The organism is Clostridium sp., assembly GCF_036781005.1.
Classification (GTDB): domain Bacteria; phylum Bacillota; class Clostridia; order Clostridiales; family Clostridiaceae; genus Clostridium_B.
Window position 1 is genome coordinate 22,111 of the sequence record NZ_DAIQBT010000028.1, and the last position, 19,696, is coordinate 41,806.

The 19,696-nt window shown below is 30.5% G+C and carries 18 protein-coding genes; 15 read left to right on the forward strand and 3 right to left on the reverse strand.

Going from position 1 to position 19,696, the window contains the following annotated elements; genetic code table 11:
* Positions 1–98: 98 nt before the first annotated feature.
* The 10 genes from V7Q02_RS11520 to gatB all read left to right on the forward strand — a co-directional run bounded on the left by V7Q02_RS11520 (position 99) and on the right by gatB (position 12,544).
* The gene (locus tag V7Q02_RS11520) at positions 99–2,105 is read left to right on the forward strand and encodes a triple tyrosine motif-containing protein (RefSeq protein WP_333861172.1); all 2,007 of its coding nucleotides are present in this window, start codon (positions 99–101) and stop codon (positions 2,103–2,105) included.
* A gap of 71 nt (positions 2,106–2,176) precedes the next feature.
* Positions 2,177–2,866: a lytic transglycosylase domain-containing protein gene (locus tag V7Q02_RS11525; protein ID WP_333861173.1), complete on the forward strand. Its 690-nt coding sequence runs from the start codon at positions 2,177–2,179 to the stop codon at positions 2,864–2,866.
* 40 nt (positions 2,867–2,906) lie between these two features.
* Positions 2,907–3,623 (forward strand): pseudouridine synthase, encoded by a 717-nt coding sequence (locus V7Q02_RS11530; protein ID WP_333861174.1) that lies wholly within the window; start codon positions 2,907–2,909, stop codon positions 3,621–3,623.
* A gap of 398 nt (positions 3,624–4,021) precedes the next feature.
* Entirely contained in the window at positions 4,022–4,324 is a 303-nt protein-coding gene (locus tag V7Q02_RS11535; RefSeq protein ID WP_333861175.1) for a YerC/YecD family TrpR-related protein, read from the forward strand.
* Positions 4,325–4,512: 188 nt separating this feature from the next.
* Positions 4,513–6,750, forward strand: a complete 2,238-nt coding sequence (gene pcrA, locus V7Q02_RS11540) for a DNA helicase PcrA (protein WP_333861176.1) — start codon at positions 4,513–4,515, stop codon at positions 6,748–6,750.
* Between the two features lie 58 nt (positions 6,751–6,808).
* Complete coding sequence (gene ligA, locus V7Q02_RS11545; protein ID WP_333861177.1) at positions 6,809–8,800, forward strand: NAD-dependent DNA ligase LigA; 1,992 nt, start codon at positions 6,809–6,811, stop codon at positions 8,798–8,800.
* A gap of 156 nt (positions 8,801–8,956) precedes the next feature.
* Complete coding sequence (locus V7Q02_RS11550; RefSeq protein WP_333861178.1) at positions 8,957–9,226, forward strand: hypothetical protein; 270 nt, start codon at positions 8,957–8,959, stop codon at positions 9,224–9,226.
* Between the two features lie 78 nt (positions 9,227–9,304).
* Entirely contained in the window at positions 9,305–9,592 is a 288-nt protein-coding gene (gene gatC, locus V7Q02_RS11555; RefSeq protein ID WP_333861179.1) for an Asp-tRNA(Asn)/Glu-tRNA(Gln) amidotransferase subunit GatC, read from the forward strand.
* A 56-nt stretch (positions 9,593–9,648) separates the two neighbouring features.
* Positions 9,649–11,124 carry an Asp-tRNA(Asn)/Glu-tRNA(Gln) amidotransferase subunit GatA gene (gene gatA / locus V7Q02_RS11560; protein WP_333861180.1) on the forward strand — a complete coding sequence of 492 codons (1,476 nt, stop codon included), beginning with the start codon at positions 9,649–9,651 and terminating at the stop codon, positions 11,122–11,124.
* Entirely contained in the window at positions 11,114–12,544 is a 1,431-nt protein-coding gene (gatB, locus tag V7Q02_RS11565) for an Asp-tRNA(Asn)/Glu-tRNA(Gln) amidotransferase subunit GatB (protein WP_333861181.1), read from the forward strand. The genes gatA and gatB overlap by 11 nt, the downstream gene beginning before the upstream one ends.
* Before the next feature lie 23 nt (positions 12,545–12,567).
* Here the strand turns inward: gatB and V7Q02_RS11570 are convergent, their stop codons facing one another.
* Positions 12,568–12,780 (reverse strand): hypothetical protein, encoded by a 213-nt coding sequence (locus V7Q02_RS11570; RefSeq protein ID WP_333861182.1) that lies wholly within the window; start codon positions 12,778–12,780, stop codon positions 12,568–12,570.
* Between the two features lie 172 nt (positions 12,781–12,952).
* On the opposite strand from V7Q02_RS11570, the gene V7Q02_RS11575 reads away from it, so the two are divergent.
* Positions 12,953–14,569, forward strand: coding sequence for a peptide ABC transporter substrate-binding protein (locus tag V7Q02_RS11575; RefSeq protein ID WP_333861183.1), 1,617 nt, complete (start codon positions 12,953–12,955; stop codon positions 14,567–14,569).
* Positions 14,570–14,683: 114 nt separating this feature from the next.
* Here V7Q02_RS11575 and V7Q02_RS11580 read toward each other — a convergent pair whose 3' ends face one another.
* Positions 14,684–14,842 (reverse strand): hydroxymyristoyl-ACP dehydratase, encoded by a 159-nt coding sequence (locus tag V7Q02_RS11580; protein WP_333861185.1) that lies wholly within the window; start codon positions 14,840–14,842, stop codon positions 14,684–14,686.
* Between the two features lie 306 nt (positions 14,843–15,148).
* Positions 15,149–16,558: a hypothetical protein gene (locus tag V7Q02_RS11585; protein WP_333861186.1), complete on the reverse strand. Its 1,410-nt coding sequence runs from the start codon at positions 16,556–16,558 to the stop codon at positions 15,149–15,151.
* Positions 16,559–16,653: 95 nt separating this feature from the next.
* Here V7Q02_RS11585 and V7Q02_RS11590 point away from each other — a divergent pair, with 95 nt between their 5' ends.
* From V7Q02_RS11590 to V7Q02_RS11605, 4 genes are read left to right on the forward strand one after another with little or no spacing between them, the layout of a single operon-like run.
* Complete coding sequence (locus V7Q02_RS11590; RefSeq protein WP_333861187.1) at positions 16,654–17,643, forward strand: AIR synthase family protein; 990 nt, start codon at positions 16,654–16,656, stop codon at positions 17,641–17,643.
* Between the two features lie 45 nt (positions 17,644–17,688).
* Positions 17,689–18,438, forward strand: a complete 750-nt coding sequence (rph, locus tag V7Q02_RS11595; RefSeq protein WP_333861188.1) for a ribonuclease PH — start codon at positions 17,689–17,691, stop codon at positions 18,436–18,438.
* A complete protein-coding gene (locus V7Q02_RS11600) occupies positions 18,435–19,043 on the forward strand; it encodes an XTP/dITP diphosphatase (RefSeq protein WP_333861189.1) in 609 nt (202 codons plus the stop codon). The genes rph and V7Q02_RS11600 overlap by 4 nt, the downstream gene beginning before the upstream one ends.
* Before the next feature lie 2 nt (positions 19,044–19,045).
* Positions 19,046–19,516, forward strand: coding sequence for a metallophosphoesterase (locus V7Q02_RS11605; RefSeq protein WP_333861190.1), 471 nt, complete (start codon positions 19,046–19,048; stop codon positions 19,514–19,516).
* The last annotated feature ends 180 nt before the right edge of the window (positions 19,517–19,696 follow it).

The following is a 19,696-nucleotide window of genomic DNA, read 5'->3' on the forward strand; positions in this document are numbered from 1 at the left end:
TAAATATACAAAAAATACTATTACAAAATATGGTATTATAGTATAATATATTTTAAGGAACATGGTATTTTAAGATTTTTACATGGGGGATGATGTAAATGAATGAACTGGCTATAAGTTGTGATGTGAAAAGTCCGCAGGAAAAGAAGACAAAGATTGTTATAAATATAAATAATAATTTAAAGGAAAAACTTTTATATAAGTATATGGTAGGATATAATGGAATATGGAATACTATAAAGGATTTTACTGAAAGAGAAGAAATTGAATGGGCTCCAGTACAGGATGGAAAATATGTCTTAATGGTACAAGCTAAAAAACCAGACAGCAGTAAAAGTTTTGATTATGTATCTAGAATGGATTATGTAATAGGAGAAGTGAAAGAAAAACTAATAGGGAATGTGTATGTAGATAAAGATAAATTGGTATTAGGTGATAAATTAACTATAACAGTTGATACTGTGAAATTCCCGCTTATGTTTAGGTATTGGATAAAAGTAGACAATGAATGGGAAATGATAAGAGACTATTCCATGGATAATGTGCTTTCCTGGGTAGTAAAGACCGAAGGAAAAGGTGAAATATTAGTAGAGTGTAAAAATATTGATTCAAAGAATGATTTTGATGATTTTAAAAATGTAGGGTTTAGGGTGATACCGTTGAAAGAAGTAAAAATAACAGATTTTAAATGTTTAACTTCGGAACTTTTGGAAAATTCGGAATTGGTTTTCCAAGTGAATTCTGAGCATGATAAAGATAGAACCATTCTTTATAAGTTTTTTAAAGTTAACTCTAATAGAGAAGTAGAATGTGTGCAAAATTATTCTACCCAGAAGATAGTCAGTTATGTTGAAACCAAAAGTGGAGATTATAAACTTTTGTGTATGGCTAAAGACATGTATTCTATTAACAAGTTTGACGATAGGGCAGTATTGAATTTTAGTGTGAAAAAATATAGTCCAATTTATATAAAGAATTTTACCACAGATATCAACTATCCCCAGCTATGCGGAACAAAGGTCACTTTAATTGCAGATACTATAGGAGGAAGAGAACTTCTGTATAGGTACATAATTCAGGGAAGTTATAGTAGAGAGGATTCAGGATATACTATTTGTAATAGTTATGTATGGGAAAGTAAAATGGCGGGAGATTATACCATAACTTTAATGGTTAAAGATAAATCTTTTTCAGGAGATTATGAAGCCATAGAACATTTAGATTATATTATAGATGAGAAAAGCAGAGAACCTGTGAAAATTCAAAGGGTCATGCTGGATAAGGATAAAGGTATACTAAAGAATCAAGATATAAATGTGAAAGTAAATGCTTCAGGAGGAGTGGAACTTAGATATTCTTTTATTATAAGAAGAAATGGAACGACAATAAAAACAATAAAATATGGTAAAAACAGTTTTATGAGATTTATTCCAGAAAAGAATGGAAATTATGAATTGGAAGTTAGGGTAAGGGATAAATATTCTGATAGAGAATACGATTGCCATTCTATAGTGAAAATGGATGTTTTTGATTATATTCCGGCGGTTATTGATTACATACTTTATCCTGTAAGGGAGTATCATTTAGTAGGTGAAAGAGTTGTTATAAACTGTATAACTCAGGATACTAAAAATGTGGTTATGAAATATATACTAAGTATAAATAATCGTAAAGTGGAAGAAACAGAGTTTGTTGGGGGAAAATCCTATGCCTTTATACCTAAATACAGCGGTGTTTATAAGGTGGAAATTTTAGCAAAAAACATTAAAAGTAATAAGAAATTTGATTGTAAGAGGGAAGTAACCATTGAAATCAATGAAGCATTGCCTGTGACAAATACCAGAATAACTTGTGATAATGCAAATTTCTTTTGTAATGAGCCAGTTATTTTTACTGTCCATAGTGAAGGTGGAAAAGATGTAATATATGAATTTTATATAATGGAAAAAGGAGATTGGAATTTAGTTCAAAGCTACAGTAAAAAAAATTATTATACTTTTATTCCTTTTCATAAAGATAAATATAAGGTATTGGTTTTATGTAAAAGCCAGTATAATAAAGACTTTTATGAGGATTATAACATATTTTTATTTAGGACACAGTAAAATGAACCTGGTAAAGTATAGGTATTTCTATACGATAAAAATTATAGTGTATTTTTTGGTAGGTGATAAAAATGAATATAAATGTTACAAATAATAATGACAAGGATAAAACCCTACAAAAGGTAGTACAGTTTCAGCTGATGACTCAAATATTCAAGCAGGCCTTTGGAGATTCGGATTGTTTTCAGATTATGATGGAAAGCATCTTAAATGCGGCATCTGATAATAATAAAAATATAGACATGTCCAAACTTGATCTATTAGGAGAAGAAGATTTAAGTAAACTTGGATATGGTGGAGGACAGAGGCTGAATACTGCTTATAGTAGCGTAAAAGATTATTTAAAAAGTGGCGTTTCAGATATAGATGAAGCAGTGGAAAAAGCTTCTAAAAAGTATGGTGTGGATAGGGATTTGATAATGGCAGTTATAAAGCAGGAATCTGATTTTAACCCCACAGCTACTTCTTCTGCGGGAGCCGTGGGACTTATGCAGCTTATGCCAGGAACAGCTAGTGAATTGGGAGTGACAGATGCTTATAATATAGATCAAAATGTGGATGCAGGTACTGAATATTTAAGAAATATGTTGAATATGTATGGAAATTCTAAAGAGATGGCACTGGCTGCCTATAATGCAGGACCTGGAACACTGCAGTACAAAGGTGTAAAAGATAGTTCGGATATATCAAATTTATCCTATGAGACTAGGAATTATGTGCAAAAAGTTATGAATTATTATGGGAAATCGAGTAATACTTAGAGTTAGCGCTATAGGTTTCTAAAAAAAGGAAGGAAATTTTATGGATAGATTGGATAAAATATTGGCAAATTTAGGATATGGCACTAGAAAGGAAGTAAAAGCTATAGTTAAAAGTGGCGCAGTAAAGATAAATGGTGTAGTAGTAAAAGATAGTGCCATGAAAATAAATCCTAATGAGAGCAGGATAGAAATAGAAGAAACGGTGGTGGAGTATAAAAAGAATATATATATACTGATGAATAAACCTGAAGGATTGGTATCTGCAACATTTGACAATTACGATGAAACTGTTATAGATATTTTAGAACCTAAATATCAGGCATTCAAACCTTTTCCTGTAGGAAGACTGGATAAGGACACCAGGGGATTGCTTCTTATTACCAATGATGGGGAGTTGAATCACAGATTGATAGCTCCTAAAAATCATGTAGATAAAGTTTATTATGCTGAAATAGATAAAGAAGTAGATATGACCGATGTTAAAAAATTCAAAAAAGGTATAGTGTTAAAAGATGAATATACTTGTATGCCAGCAGAATTAAAAATTATAGAATCTGATGAAAATGGTGCCAGAGTGGAGGTAACTGTTCAAGAGGGAAAATTTCATCAGGTTAAAAGAATGTTCAATGCTTTGGGAAAAAATGTGGTTTACTTAAAGAGAATAAGATTTGGCCCATTGAGTTTGGATGATACCCTCCAAGAAGGAGAATACAGAGAGTTATGTGAAAAAGAGATTGAAATATTAAAGAATATATGAATGTATTCAGGGCAGAGAAGAATAAATATTGCATGTTAAATATCATGTATTATATGTAAGTTAAGTAAATTAGAAGTAAATAAGCTTGATATTTTTGAGTGGTTTTATTATAATTAAGATATGGAAATAAATATAAAGGAATAATAGCCCCCTTTTTATTTATAACTAAACAGCCTATGCCCCAAATGGGCTGTTTTTTATTTTTTTTAATTTTTATATTAATGAAAGAATAACTTTAATGTATTATATAATGAGAATATATTATTTTAAGTGAAAAGTTTGTATATATGGGTTATATTATCATAATGTATTATAAAATTATTTGTAATTTTATAGATTAATGTTTTAATACATGATAGAATTAAAGAAAAAATGTACATGAATAAGGAGTGGCGTTCATGGGAGATTATGAATCTAAATTAAAGAGCAAGGCAATGGATTATCTGTGCGAAGCAGTATTGTCTCTTGAAACAAAGGAAGAGTGTTATAGATTTTTTGACGATATATGTACCATAAATGAAATAAAAGCATTAGAACAAAGACTTCAAGTAGCCAGGATGTTAAAGAATAAAAAAACATATTTGGATATAGCATCTGCAACTGGTGCAAGTACTGCCACTATAAGTAGAGTAAATAGATGCTTAAATTATGGAAGTGATGGATATAAGATTGTATTGGAAAGATTAAATAGTAGTATTTAATTTAAAATGTGTTGATAGATGTCAGCACATTTTTTATGACTACAACTCCAGTCTTATGATTAAATAATCATTAAAATGATATAATATTAAATATGATTTTACTTATTGTCAGGGGCTTTTGCATATTATAACACATTGTAGGAGAATTTTAATAATAAAAGCGTATATATAAAACAGGAGTGGTTTTTATGGATTTGAAAAATCTTTTAAATAAAGAACAATATAAAGCGGTGACAACCGTGGAAGGTCCGCTGTTGATTTTAGCCGGAGCAGGTTCCGGGAAGACCAGAGTGTTAACCTATAGAATAGCCCATATGATTAAAGATTTAAATATATATCCTTCTAAAATATTGGCTATAACATTTACCAATAAGGCTGCAGGAGAAATGAAGGATAGAATAAGAGAACTGGTAGGGGATGAAGTGGACAGCATGTGGGTATCCACTTTTCACTCAAGCTGTGTGAGAATATTGAGAAGAGAGATAGATAAGCTTGGATACAATAGGAATTTTGCCATATACGACAGCTATGACCAAAAAGTAGTTATAAAGCAGTGCATGAAGGAATTAAACATAGATGATAATATAACTGATAAGGAAATAATAAATAGAATCAGCAGACAAAAGGACAATCTTATATCACAAGATAGGTTTAAAAAAGAAAATGAAGGCAATTTTAGAATGAATAAAATAGCAGATGTATATGTGATGTATCAAAAGAAGCTTAAAGAAAACAATGCTTTAGACTTTGACGATCTTATATTTAAAACGGTGCAGCTTTTTAAGGAACATCCAGATATACTGGAATTTTATCAGAGAAAATTCAAATATATCATGGTGGATGAATATCAGGATACCAATAGGTCACAATATGAGTTTGTAAGATTATTAGCCCAGGCAGAAAAAAATATATGTGTGGTAGGAGATGATGATCAGTGCATTTATGCCTGGAGGGGTGCTGACATAGAGAATATTTTAAATTTTGAGAATGACTACATAAATACTAAAATTATAAAGTTGGAGCAAAATTACAGATCCAAGGCCAATATATTAAAAGCTGCCAATGATGTTATAAGTAATAATTTTAATAGAAAACAGAAAGTACTTAAAACCGTAAATGATAATGGGGATAAGATAAAATTATATAGAGCTAGTACAGATATGGATGAAGGAAGATATATAGCATCCCAAATTAAGGAACTTTTGAATGAAGATAAGAATAGGCATTACAGGGATTTTGCAGTGCTTTACAGAAAAAATGTTCAATCCCGTATATTTGAAGATATTTTTATGAAATCCAATATACCTTATAGAATTGTAGGGGGATTAAAGTTTTACGATAGAAAAGAAATAAAGGATATTTTGGCTTATTTGAAATTTATAAATAATCCTTTAGACAATGTAAGTTTGAGGAGAATAATAAATGTACCCAAGAGAAACATTGGAGAAGCTACAGTACAAAAAATACAAAGCTTTGCAGATTCCATGGATGAATCAATGTATAATGCTCTTTTAGATATTGACAGAAGTATGAACTTGACACAAAGAAGTGTTAATTCTATAAAAAAATTCTTGGGTCTTATAAATAGTTTTATAAAAAGCAGGGATAAAATCTCTGTATCTGATCTGATAAAGGAAATATTAAATACTACAGGGTATTTGGAAGAATTAAAGGATTCTAAAGAGCCAGACAGCATAAGCAGAATAGAAAATCTCAAGGAATTGGTGTCTGCAGCTGTGGAATTTGAGGTTACTTCAGAGGATACTTCTCTTTCTGCATTTTTGGAGAAGGTAACATTGGTTTCTGATATAGACAATTTTGACACTGATGCAGACTCGGTGGTGCTTATGACAGTGCATAGTGCAAAGGGACTTGAATTTCCTGTAGTTTTTATGGTTGGAATGGAAAATGGGATATTTCCAGGAATACAGTCACTAGATAATCCCAAGGAAATGGAGGAGTCAAGAAGACTTTGTTATGTGGGTATAACAAGAGCAAAAGAAAATATTTACATGACATTTGCTGACACAAGAAGAGTATTTGGTAAAATGGTATGTTATGAAAAGTCGGATTTTATAGATGAAATATCTGATGAATTAAAAGAATATGATAATTTTAAAAAATCGGATATTAATAACTTTATAAATAAATCTTTAAGTAAAAATATATTTTCTTCCGGTAAAAAGAGTATTTTAAATAATATGCCTCCTACAAGAGAAAATTTATCTATAAATAATATTCCTAAAGGTAACTACTTAAAACCAGAAAACATAAAAGAAGGAATAAAAGTGAAGCACAAGAAATTTGGAATAGGAACTATTGTGAGTATATCTAAAAAAGATGGAGATATAAAGCTTACTATAGTTTTTGATAATATGGGAATAAAAAATTTGATGTATGGGGTAGTCCCTTTAGAAGCGGTGTAGAGTAAGTGCAATATGGATATGAGAATTTATTTGTACAAAAGTTAGGAGGTGGTGTCTAGTGTATATTAAGGAAAAAATAGAGCAGCTTAGGAAAATAATAGAGTATCATAACGACAAATACTACAATCAGGATGATCCAGAAATAACTGATTATGAATATGACAAATTATACGTTGAATTAAAAAATTTGGAAGATAGTTATCCAGAGTATAAAATTCAGAGTTCACCAACTGAGAAAATAGGTGGCACAGTAAAAAGAGAATTGAGAAAGGTTAAACATGACATTCCTGTAGTAAGTCTGCAGGATGTTTTTTCAAAAGAAGAAGTATATAGTTTTGTTGAAAAGATAAAATCAGAAATTACATGTCCTAAATTTGTTGTAGAGAAAAAAATTGATGGATTAACAGTTGTACTGAGATATTATAATGGAGAACTTAAGGAAGCTATAACAAGAGGGGATGGATCAATTGGAGAATCTGTCTTTGAAAATATACTGCAAGTAGAATCCATACCCAAACGTATTCCAAGCAAGCTAAATTACTTAGAAGTTCGCGGCGAAATATATATGACTAATGAAAATTTCATAAAAGTTAATGAAAAACAGGAAGAAACAGGAGGGAAAATATTTAAAAACCCGAGAAATTTAGCGGCTGGAACCATAAGGCAATTGGATACCAGTATTGTAAGGGAAAGAAGTTTAAATATATTTATTTTTAATTTGGAAATTTCAGAAGGAAAGAAATTCGAGACACACTCGGAAACTTTAAAATGGTTATCTACCCAAGGATTTGATGTTAGTCCAGACTTTAAAATATGTAAAACTGCAGAGGAGGTTTGGAATGCCATTTTGGATATTGGAAAAAGTAGATGGGATTTAGGATACTCTATTGATGGAGCTGTAGTAAAAGTAGACAGCTTAAGTGACAGAATATCTTTGGGAATGACAAGCAAGGTACCTAAATGGACAGTGGCATTTAAATATCCTCCAGAGCAGAAAGAAACTGTTATTGAAAATATAATAGTTCAGGTAAGTCGTACAGGAAGACTTAATCCTCTTGCGCTGTTAAGACCTGTTACATTAGCTAATACCACGGTATCAAAGGCTACATTGCATAATCAGGATTTCATAGATTCGAAGGATATTCGTATTGGAGATACTGTAGTAATTCAAAAAGCCGGAGATATTATACCTGAGATAATAAGGAGTATTCCAGAGAAAAGGCCTGACTGGGCTAAAAAATATACAATACCTGATGTATGTCCTGTGTGTAATTCAAAGACAATAAAGGAACCAGATGGGGTTGATACACGATGCAGTAACCCGGATTGTGAAGCCCAATCATTTAGGAAGATAGGATATTTTGTGTCCAAAGATGCAATGAACATAACTGGATTTGGTCAAAATACAGTAGAAGCTTTAATGAAAGATGGTTATATAAAGAAAATTTCAGATATATATACTCTTAAAAATTATAAAGATGAATTGATAGAAAAAGGGATAATAGGCAAGGAAAAATCAGTTAATAACTTGTTAAATGCAATAGAGACCTCTAAAGATAATGACATTGACAGATTAATTACAGGTCTTGGTATAAGAAATGTAGGTAAGCAATCAGCAAAAATATTAGCTGCTAATTTCAATAGCATGGATGATATAGCAGGTACCACATATGAACAACTAATTGAACTTGAGGATTTTGGACCGACAACAGTGCCAGATATACTTGAATTTTTTACCAGCGATGCTTATAGGGAACTTATTAAAAAGCTGAAAGAAACAGGTGTAAATACCCTATCTAAGACATCACAAAAAAAGGTAGATAATAGATTTTCAGGAAAAACATTTGTTATAACAGGAACACTTCCTACTATGAAAAGGGAAGAAGCTGCTGAAATAATACAGTCATTTGGTGGTAAAGTATCTGGAAGTGTTTCAAAAAAAACATCTTTTGTTCTGGCAGGAGAAGAAGCTGGAAGTAAGCTGACAAAGGCCCAGCAATTAGATATACCTATAATTACAGAAGAAGATTTAAAGAATATGATGATTTAATTATTTTTAAAAATTTTGGAGATACTATTATAAAAGATATAATTAAATTTTAAAGGCCATATAAATATTTACAAAATCATAAAAAAGGATTATTATAAAAATAGTTTAATTTTTAATTTGCAGTTAAACTTTGGTATAAGACTTTGGAGGAGAAACATGAAAAATACAATAAATTTATTAGGATGGATAGGGGTTATATTTACTATTCTTGCACTAATATTAACGCTCCTTACTACATATCAATTTACGTATGTAAAATATTTTAGTGACTATTGTACACTGCAGTGGAGTATATTTATTACAATGATGATATGGGCTATAAATATGATAGTTTTTAGAACTAGTTTTAAAAATGTAATATATCCTCTTACATGTGTATTAATAGCTTGCGTAACCATGTTCTTTATGTATATGAAAGTTTACTAGAATTAAGAGACAATCTAAATAAGGATTGTCTCATTTTTGTTTATTTAAAGACTGTTGATTATATGAAAGGAAGATTTTATGAATATTACAGAAAAAGATGTGGATTATATATCAAACCTTGCCAGATTGGAATTCAATAAGGAAGAGAAAGAAAAACTTGTTAAAGACTTAAGCAAAATATTAGAGTATATGGAAAAGTTGGATGAACTTTATACAGAAGAGGAGAGTATAATTGTAAACCCTTATTATATGGAAAATAAATTTAGGGAAGATATTCTAGAACCTTCATTAGGGGTACAGTGGGTAATAGGTAATTCACCGGATAACTTTGAAGAATACATAATAGTGCCTAGAGTGGTAAAATAATTTTAAGGCACCCTGTATGAAATAATTTATCTAAATGGTAGGAGTGATTGAAGCAGATGAGGACAACTGCACATAGATTAAAAGATATGATAAAAAATAGGAAGATAAGTGTAGAGGAGATCACAAAGATTTATTTAAACAGGATAGATGAAATAGATAATAGTCTAGGAGCTTATTTGTATGTGGCAGGGGAACAATTATTGCAGAAAGCGAGGGAATTAGATGAAAAAATAGGCAAGGGTGGAAGTTTAGGAAAGCTTTTTGGTATCCCTATATCTGTGAAGGACAATATAAGTGTAAAGGACATGAAAAATACCTGTGCTTCAAAGATGTTAAATGGATACACATCACCTTATGATGCGTATGTAATAGAAAAAATAAAGTTTCATCAGGGAATGATTATAGGTAAAACAAATATGGATGAGTTTGCCATGGGATCTTCTACGGAAAATAGTTCTATGAAACTTTCAAGGAATCCATGGGATTTGGATAGAGTGCCTGGAGGGTCTTCAGGAGGCTCTGCCATTTCAGTGGCAGCAGGAGAAGCTGTATTATCTCTTGGTACTGATACTGGAGGTTCTATAAGGCAACCTGCGTCCTTTTGCGGGGTAGTGGGTTTAAAGCCAACCTATGGGAGAATATCAAGATATGGATCGGTTGCATTTGGCTCTACCTTGGATCAGATAGGAGTTATAGCAGTAGATGTAGAAGATTGTGCACTTTTAACTGAGTGTATATCTGGAATGGATGAAAAGGATTTTACTACAGCAGATATAAAAGTACCATGCTACAGTAAAAATTTGAGTAAAGATATAAAGGGAATGAAGATAGGAATACCTAGAGAATATTTTGGAGAAGGATTAGATGATAAGGTGAGAAAATCTGTAGAAGAGGCAATCTTGGTACTTAAAGAAAATGGGGCACAAGTTAGGCAATGTTCTATTCCGCTATCAGAATATGCCCTAGCGGCTTATTACATAATCTCAAGTGCTGAAGCTTCTTCTAACCTTGCCAGATTTGATGGAATAAGGTATGGTTACAGGTCAAAAAATTCTAAAGATGCGGTGGACATATATTTTAAGTCCAGAAGTGAAGGATTGGGCAGTGAGGTAAAAAGAAGGATAGTTCTTGGAACTTATGTGCTTTCTGAAGGGTATTATGATGAGTATTATAAAAAAGCCCTAAAGGTCAGAAAACTTATAAGAGGTCAATTTGAAGATATAATGAAGGAGGTTGATGTAATTGTATCTCCTACATGTCCTACTACGGCTTTTAAAATAGGAGAAAAAAAAGAAGATGTGATGGCAATGTATTTATCGGATATTTATACTGTACCGGCTAATATAACAGGGATGCCTTCTATATCTATTCCCTGCGGTATAGTAGATGGCCTTCCGGTGGGACTTCAGATTATGTCAGGTTATTTTAGGGAAGATGTACTTTTTGATATAGCCTATAGTTTTGAACAATCTACAAAATGGCATAATATTATTCCAGATATTCAAAAGGAGGACAGAAACTATGGAATTTGAAGCTGTTATTGGCCTTGAAGTTCATGTAGAGCTTTTAACAAATACTAAGATATATTGTGGATGTAGTACTGCATTTGGAAGTGAGCCTAATACACATGTTTGTCCTATATGTCTTGGCCTCCCAGGATCTCTTCCAAGACTAAACAAAAAAGCAGTAGAATATGCTATAAAAGCAGGACTTGCCCTTAATTGTTCTATAAATAATAAAAGCAGAATGGATAGAAAAAATTATTTTTATGCTGACTGTCCTAAAAATTATCAGATAACTCAGCAGGAAATGCCTATTTGCAAAGAAGGGTTTATTGATATAAAAAATCCTTCAGGTAAAAAAAAGAGAATAGGCATTGAAAGAATACATATGGAAGAAGATGCAGGAAAACTCATACATACTGATGAAGCTACATTAATTGATTATAACAGAGCGGGAATACCACTTATAGAAATAGTATCAAAACCAGATATGAGAACTTCAGAGGAGGCGGTTTTGTATCTTGAAAGTTTAAGAAATATACTTAGGTTCATAGGGGTATCAGATTGCAGGATGGAACAAGGTTCTCTCAGATGTGACTGCAATATATCCATAAGACCCAAATGCAGTATGAAATTAGGAGCAAGAACAGAAATAAAGAATATGAACTCTTTTAAAGCTCTTCAGAAAGCTATTCAGTATGAGTATAAAAGGCAAAGGAATTTAATAGAATCTGGAGAAAAAGTAAAGAGGGAAACTAGAAGATGGAACGATTTTGAAAATGTAACTGAAGTTATGAGAAACAAGGAGTATGCTAATGACTATAGATATTTTCCGGAGGGAGATTTGACAGTTATAAATATTTCAGATGCTTATATAGATAATATAAGAAAAACTATTCCAGAACTTCCATATAAAAAAGTAGATAGATTTGTCCAACAGTTTAAAATTTCCAGAAAAGAGGTAGAGATTTTAGTTTTAAATATGGAAATTGGAGATTTTTTTGAAAATACAGCTAAATTAACTGGAGATGCAAAATCTGTTTGCAATTGGATTATAGGGGATATATCAAGGCTTTCAAAGGAAAAGAGCATTCCTTTAAATAAATTAAATTTTACAGAAAAAGATTTAGACCAGCTGATTGAATTTATAAAATCCGGTGTTATATCTAATAATATAGGTAAGAAGGTTGTAGAGGAAATGTTTTGTAGTGGGAAAAGCCCTAAACAAATAATAGAGGAAAAGGGATTTGTTCAAAATAACAGTAAGGAGGAAATTTTAAAAATTGTAAGACAAATTATAGAAGAAAATCCAAAGTCTATTGAAGATTATAAAAAGGGGAAAAAAAAAGCAGTGAAATTTATCATAGGTATGGTTATGAAAAAGACCGGAGGAAATGCTAATCCTATGCTTGTAAATGAATTGGTAGAAGAAGAGATAGAGAAATATTAAATTTTCATAAAAAAGTAAGAGACTTATTCTTTAAGGTCTCTTATTTTTTGTTTCTGTTCTTTTATATTAATATCTTTTTTTATAAGCATATGCATATATTCAGTTATTTTTTCCAATAGATAATTCTTATACTTTATTTGAGAGAGTGTTTGTTTAACTATTATAAATCCCCAAATTAAAACGAATATTATAGTGCACATAGTTAAAATACCCAATATCTCTATAGCAAGTATCATTTTATATTCCTCCATAATATCAATTTTACAGATAATACTATCACTTAAATATACGCCAACATTATATCATAAAAAAAATCATATTAAAAATATTATAGTACAATTTGTTTATTTTTATATTTATATGACAATAATTTAACTAGTATTCCGTGGATGAGATGAGGAAAAAATTATGAAAAAACTTATTTATATAATAATAATTGTATTGGTGATTGGTGTAATTTCTATAACTTTAAGTGGAGGTGCACTGGAGAAAAAAACCAAGGAAATTCAAACTAGCAGTTATAAAAATAATTTAGTGTATAATTTAGGGCAATTGCCGGATGACTTAATAATGCTGGATTCAGATAATATACGGGAAAAGGATATACTTGTCAATGTCTTTGAAGGTCTGGTGAGCAGTAATGCCAATGGAAAGATAATTGCGGCTTTGGCAGAAAGCTGGAGTATAAGTGATGAGGGAACTAATTACACTTTTAAAATAAGAAAAAATGCAAAATGGAGTAATGGGACGGATATAACTGCATATAATTTTGTGGATTTTTTCTCACGTATATTGAGTTCAGATGTGAAAAATATATATGGGAGTCAATTAGATTGCATTTTTGGTGTAGAAGATTATAGAAAGGGTAAATGTGATTTTAAAAATGTAGCCATTACTGCTATAGATAAAGGTACATTATCCATAAGATTAAACTATCCTTGTAATTATTTTTTGAGTATACTTGCACAACCTATATATTCACTCAGAATTATTGATTATAAACTTGTAAATTGGAAAAAATACTATAATTCCATATTATATTCAGGAAGCTTTACCATGTCTAATTTATCTGATAAACAGGAAATAACTTTAAAGAAAAATTCTAAATACTGGAATGCTAATGAAGTAAAAAGCAATACTGTATTATTAACCTTTTTAAGAACCAGTGAAAGTTCTCTGGCAGCATTTGAAAGTCATAAAATAAATATATTTACAAATCCTCCTTTAGGGGAAATTGAAAATATTCGTAAAAAGGACAAATATATAACTGACACTGAATTAAAGGGTACAGGAATAGTTTTCAATTTAAAGAAACAAGGTATTGTAAATAATGTGAATTTTAGAAAGGCAGTGTCCCTGTCTATTGACAGAAATAATATAGTTAAAAATATATTAAAAAGTACGGTAATATTGGCAAATTCCTATATACCTAATTATGTAGATAGTGGATTGGAAAGTAATTTTATAAATAAGTCTTTTTTCTCGGAAAGTGCCAATGAAAAGGAGGCCTTAGAAGCTGTAAAAAATTTAGATTATGATAAAGAAAAAGAATCTTTAAAATTTATATATATAAATTCAGTTGAAAATAAAAAAGTATGTGATGAGATAGCAAATAATATGAAAAAATATATGAAAATAGATGTGAAATGTGTAGGCTATGATTTGAATTCTTTTAATAATGAGATAACAAAGGGCAATTACGATATGGCAGAAATATGTTATGAAGGATATTATAATTATCCCTTACCCTTTTTTCAAATGTGGCAGTCTTCTTCTACATATAATTTGTATGGATACAGTAATATAGATTTTGATAATAAGCTAGCTGGTACAGTTTTTGAAAAAGATATAAATAAAAAAGTGGAAATGTTTAAGAATATGGAAAATGTACTGCTTGAAGATATGCCTATAATACCTATATATTTCAATGAAACCATTATTATAACAAAAAATTATGTAAAAGATGTATATACTAATAAAATGGGTAACGTAAAATTGGATAAGGCTTATTTATGGAAAGATTGAATTTATGTAAAATATTTTTGAAAAAGATTATTAAAAAGGATCTCATTTAATAACTATGAGATCCTATATTAAGTTAGAAATGCGAATTAATTTTAAATAATATCCCCCTATATTTCAAAGATGAGTGTAGTCATTATTAGATTTCTTTTTAGGAGTAAAATATATACAATTTGTTTCTAAAGAGGAAAGGTTAGTAATAGGAGTAGCATAATTTAAAGTACATTTTCCATTCTTTTCATGAACACAATTTTCGGAACAATTAATATCCATCATCAGGTATCACCTTCCTTATAGAAGTCAGATCAAGTGATTCTTGGGATCAGGTGGAGTTTGTTTATAAGGAATACCTTTCTCCATCTGAACCTTAGAAGAACTTATCCAGGGGTGTAGCAGTGCTTATCCCCCACTTTGAAGAAGATAAGGGTATTAGCAATGGTAGCCTTCGGATAAATCTAAGGAATTATAAAATATTTTTTTAAAATAATTTTTGTTTATTATTATATACTTAAGATGCTTGTACTTTAGGTTATATTATTATGTCCTAAAATTATAAAATTTATTTCTAAAAATATATTTAATCTATAGATTTAAAGGAGATTCTGGTTTGAAAAAGTGTATTATAAGGAAAAATATGAACATATTTTTATAAGTATCAAAAGAAGCTTTTATAGATTTAAAATTTTCTTTTTTTCTACTATAGGTTACGTATTTAGCGAATATAGGAGCTATTTCAGAGGACTCTGGTGAAGGAATGGAAGATGGTCTGAAATTTTGTTCTTCCAATAAATCTTCTGATTTAAGTGAAAATTCCCTGTATCGTTCTACATCATTTAAATTAGGAGTTTCAGGCCAACTTAAAATTATACCTGAATCGATTAGTTGACGTTTAAAAACATCTAATACCACTAGATTATTTTTATTTTCATCTCTATATAAAGCTGTATCTATCATAAATACCATAAGATAGAGCATAACCTCAAGAGATGTAAATTCTATGTTTTTTTTGGATGTATTTTTTATAAACAATCCTTTCTCTGCATCATATAGTTTTAGAAGTCTTTCAGATATAAATTTTGCATTATCCTTAGACTTTATTATATTGGTATTTCTATATATTAAAGTATAGTTTATATAGTTTAATGCATCATTTTCCACATCTATATTTTTCAATATGCTGGATTGGGAATTTTGACCATAGTATTTTTCAAATAAAAGTTCTGATATATCTAATATTAAATCTTTACATTTAGTATCTTTTGAATAATTATAAAATATATTCAAAGCAAAACACAATTTTGTAAGTTCTTCAAAGGATAAATCATATAATTCTTCTTTTGAATCAATAAGCATATTTAAAATGTCCAAGGAAAAGTTTTTAAATTCTTCTTCTTCTTCCTTTTCAAGAAGAAGACTGCACTTATAGTAAGCATTCATTAGAAGAGCCTGAGATGAGAATTTGAATTTTTTGTTTTTTTCTACGAATTTTAAATCCTCAGAAGGAGAACTGTTTTCGTATTTTTTGTCAGTAAAAATACCTTGGATATTTCTAAAGTGTAAAGCATAAAACTCAAGTTGATTTTTACACATTAAACTGTAAAGTGGTTTTAAATTGTATTTATTTTTATCTATGTTATAAAAAGAGTTATAGTAGTCTGAAAGTTCCAGCAAGCATAAGGTCATAAATGCATTGCTGTCTATGTTTATTTCTTTTTTAAATTTATCTTCATTCCAACAAAGTTTGTTATCCATGTTTATAAGGACAGGATTTGCTTTTTTATATATACATAGAAGTGGAGAAACATCTTTAAATGTGGTAATATCAGAGTTAGATATATTTTTTGTATTTAGTTCTTTAATTGAGGTAAAAATTCCGCACTTGGAATGTAATACAATTTCTTTTAAAGATTCTTTTGAGAAATAAAATAATTGATGTTTAATATTATGAGGGTTTATTTTGTTAATTCTCAAAAAAGGTCCTATATATTTCAAAATATTTACACCTACCATAAATTAATCCTTATATAAATAATATGAGATAGGATGAAAAATAGTTCTTATTTATTTTTTAGAAAGGAAGAAATTTTATGAAAGCCGGAAAGTTAGACTGGAAAGATTTAAAAAGCATAATAGATAGAAATAGATCTGTTGAAAGAAAAGATGTTAGAGTAAGAAGTGGAATAGGGGAGGATTGCAGCGTAATAAATTTTGGGGATAAGGAATGTGTTGTTTCTACGGATCCTATTACTGGAGCTGATATAAATAGTGGAAAGCTTGCAGTACATATAAATTGTAATGATATAGCATCTTGCGGCATTGAACCGGTAGGTATATTGGTTACAATACTGTTACCTGAAAGGGCAGTTTTAGAGGATATAAACAGGCTTATGGGAGAGATTAGTGAAGAAGCTAGAAAGTTAAATGTGGAAATTTTAGGAGGGCATACTGAGGTAACCAGTGCAGTAAATAAAATAGTAATATCCTGTACTGCCATAGGAAAAGGAGATAAAGGAAAAGCAGTATCTACGTCAGGAGCGAAAGAAAAAGATGATATAGTGGTGACTAAGTATTTATGTTTAGAAGGTACCAGTATTATAGTAAATGATTATGAAGATAAGTTAATTGGATTGCTTACCAGGGAAGAAATAAGTGAAGCTAAGGATTATATAAATCGAATAAGTGTAGTTAAGGAAGGGATATTATCAGGAGAGTTTGGGGTAAATTCCATGCATGATATAACAGAAGGAGGAATATTAGGTGCTCTGTGGGAGATTGCAGAGGCTAGCAGAGTTGGTTTTAAGGTTTATAGGAATAAGTTACCTATAACTAAAATAACAGAAAAAATATGCAGTCATTATTTAATAGATCCTTTAAGATTAATTTCATCGGGAAGTATGCTTATTACAACACCAAGAGGTGAAGATTTGGTTCATGTATTGGAGGATAAAGGTATTAAGGCCTGTGTGGTGGGAAAAATCACCCAAAAGGGGTATAAGTTGATTTGTCATGATGAAGAAGAAGAAATAGATGCTCCTGGAAGAGATGAATTATTTATATTAGAGGAAAAATTAAAGTAATTAAGGTATAATTGAAGAATATAGTTTTAATTGTGGAGGTAGAATATGAGAGTCAATGGTAGAAAATGCAATCAAATCAGACCTGTAAAAATAACCAGAAATTATACAAAATATGCAGAGGGCTCTGTATTGATGGAAAATGGAGATACAAAGGTAATATGTACCGCTTCTATAGAAGATAAGGTGCCGCCATTTTTAAAGGGAAGGGGAGAAGGGTGGATTACCTGTGAATATAATATGATTCCCAGAGCTACCCAGGTAAGAAAGGCAAGAGATATAAATAGAGGCAGAATTGATGGGAGGACCATGGAAATTCAGAGAATAATAGGCAGAGCTCTCAGATCTGTGGTAGATTTGAAGGCTATAGGAGAAAAAACTATATGGATTGATTGTGATGTAATTCAAGCGGATGGCGGTACTAGAACTGCATCTATATCCGGTGCTTTTGTAGCTTTAGTTGATGCTGTAAATAAACTTCACAAACAAAATCCTTTTACTGTATATCCTATAAGAGATTTTGTAAGTGCTATAAGTGTAGGAATAGTGGATGACACAAGGATGTTGGATTTATGCTATCTAGAGGATTCCAGAGCTAAAGTAGACATGAATGTTGTAATGACGGATGCAGGAGAATTTGTTGAAATACAAGGTACAGGAGAGCAGAATCCTTTTACCAGGGAAGATTTAAAAGAACTTTTAGCTTTAGCGGAAAAGGGAATAAAAAGCATGATTAGTGCACAAAAAGATAGTTTGAAAATGGATTCTCTATGGATAGGAACAGGTGGGGGACAATGAAAAAGTTAATAGTGGCAAGCAATAATGTCAATAAAATAAAGGAAATAAAGCAAATACTCTCTAAGTATCCAATAGAAGTTATATCTATGAAAGAGGCTAATATGGATATAGATATTGTAGAGGATGGAACTACATTTCAAGAGAATGCCTATAAAAAAGCTAAAACAATATATGATTTATTAAAAGTTAAATGTATGGTACTGGCAGATGATTCAGGTCTTGTAGTAAGGGGGCTAAATGGAAGGCCCGGGGTATATTCTGCAAGATTTGCAGGAGAACATGGAAATGATAAAAAAAATAATGAGAAACTTTTAAAACTTTTGGAACACAAAGGATATGAAGATAGAAAAGCTAAGTTTGTGTGTGCAATTACGTTGATAGTAAATGATAGTAGAGTTCTGGAGGTTCAAGGAGAAATAGAAGGTATAATATGTGAAGAAGAAAGAGGAACTAATAGATTTGGATATGATCCCTTATTTTATATACCAGAATATAATATGACCTTTGGAGAAATGGATTCTATACTTAAAAATTGTATAAGCCATAGAGCTGTGGCACTAAGGGCGTTAGAAAAGGAAATGAGGTACCTTATAAAGGAGGTATAAGTTTGCATATAGGAGTAGTAAGTGATACTCACAGGTATAAAAAGTTCATAAGTAAAGTTGTGGATGTATTGCATAGCACAGAATTAATAATTCATTTAGGAGATAATGTTCAAGATATTAACGATATAAAAAAGGTCTATACAGGGACTATTATTAATGTAAAAGGTAATTGTGATTTTAATACAGATACTCCCATTGAAAGATTAGAAATTATAAATGGGAAAAGGTTTTTTATAACTCATGGCCATGTCTATGACGTTAAACGCGGATTATATAGGTTAAAATACAGAGCTTTAGAAGAAAAAGCAGATATAGTCTTGTTTGGACATACTCATATATCACAGATAGCATATAAAGAGGGAATATGGTTTATTAATCCAGGAAGTCCCTCTATACCTAGAGATGGGTTCAATAGTGTGGCAACTATAGATATACAGAAAGGAATTGTAAGTCCAGATATTAGAGGAATTTAAATAAAAATAAAAAAACTGAAAAATAGGTATTGACGAATTAATATATATCGTGTAGAATAATTAATGTCGTCAAGAGTTTTAGGCAATTTTTAGTTTAAAGTATTAAGGGTTTTAGTACTTTTAACGTCGGGGTGTGGCGCAGATGGGAGCGCGCGTGGTTTGGGACCATGAGGTCGCAGG

Coding starts and splice junctions, on each gene's coding strand:
- V7Q02_RS11520 (WP_333861172.1), top strand. CDS start 99: ATGAATGAACTGGCTATAAGTTGTGATGTGAAAAGTCCGCAGGAAAAG.
- V7Q02_RS11525 (WP_333861173.1), top strand. CDS start 2,177: ATGAATATAAATGTTACAAATAATAATGACAAGGATAAAACCCTACAA.
- V7Q02_RS11530 (WP_333861174.1), top strand. CDS start 2,907: ATGGATAGATTGGATAAAATATTGGCAAATTTAGGATATGGCACTAGA.
- V7Q02_RS11535 (WP_333861175.1), top strand. CDS start 4,022: ATGGGAGATTATGAATCTAAATTAAAGAGCAAGGCAATGGATTATCTG.
- pcrA (WP_333861176.1), top strand. CDS start 4,513: ATGGATTTGAAAAATCTTTTAAATAAAGAACAATATAAAGCGGTGACA.
- V7Q02_RS11550 (WP_333861178.1), top strand. CDS start 8,957: ATGAAAAATACAATAAATTTATTAGGATGGATAGGGGTTATATTTACT.
- gatC (WP_333861179.1), top strand. CDS start 9,305: ATGAATATTACAGAAAAAGATGTGGATTATATATCAAACCTTGCCAGA.
- gatA (WP_333861180.1), top strand. CDS start 9,649: ATGAGGACAACTGCACATAGATTAAAAGATATGATAAAAAATAGGAAG.
- gatB (WP_333861181.1), top strand. CDS start 11,114: ATGGAATTTGAAGCTGTTATTGGCCTTGAAGTTCATGTAGAGCTTTTA.
- V7Q02_RS11570 (WP_333861182.1), bottom strand. CDS start 12,780: ATGATACTTGCTATAGAGATATTGGGTATTTTAACTATGTGCACTATA.
- V7Q02_RS11575 (WP_333861183.1), top strand. CDS start 12,953: ATGAAAAAACTTATTTATATAATAATAATTGTATTGGTGATTGGTGTA.
- V7Q02_RS11580 (WP_333861185.1), bottom strand. CDS start 14,842: ATGATGGATATTAATTGTTCCGAAAATTGTGTTCATGAAAAGAATGGA.
- V7Q02_RS11590 (WP_333861187.1), top strand. CDS start 16,654: ATGAAAGCCGGAAAGTTAGACTGGAAAGATTTAAAAAGCATAATAGAT.
- rph (WP_333861188.1), top strand. CDS start 17,689: ATGAGAGTCAATGGTAGAAAATGCAATCAAATCAGACCTGTAAAAATA.
- V7Q02_RS11600 (WP_333861189.1), top strand. CDS start 18,435: ATGAAAAAGTTAATAGTGGCAAGCAATAATGTCAATAAAATAAAGGAA.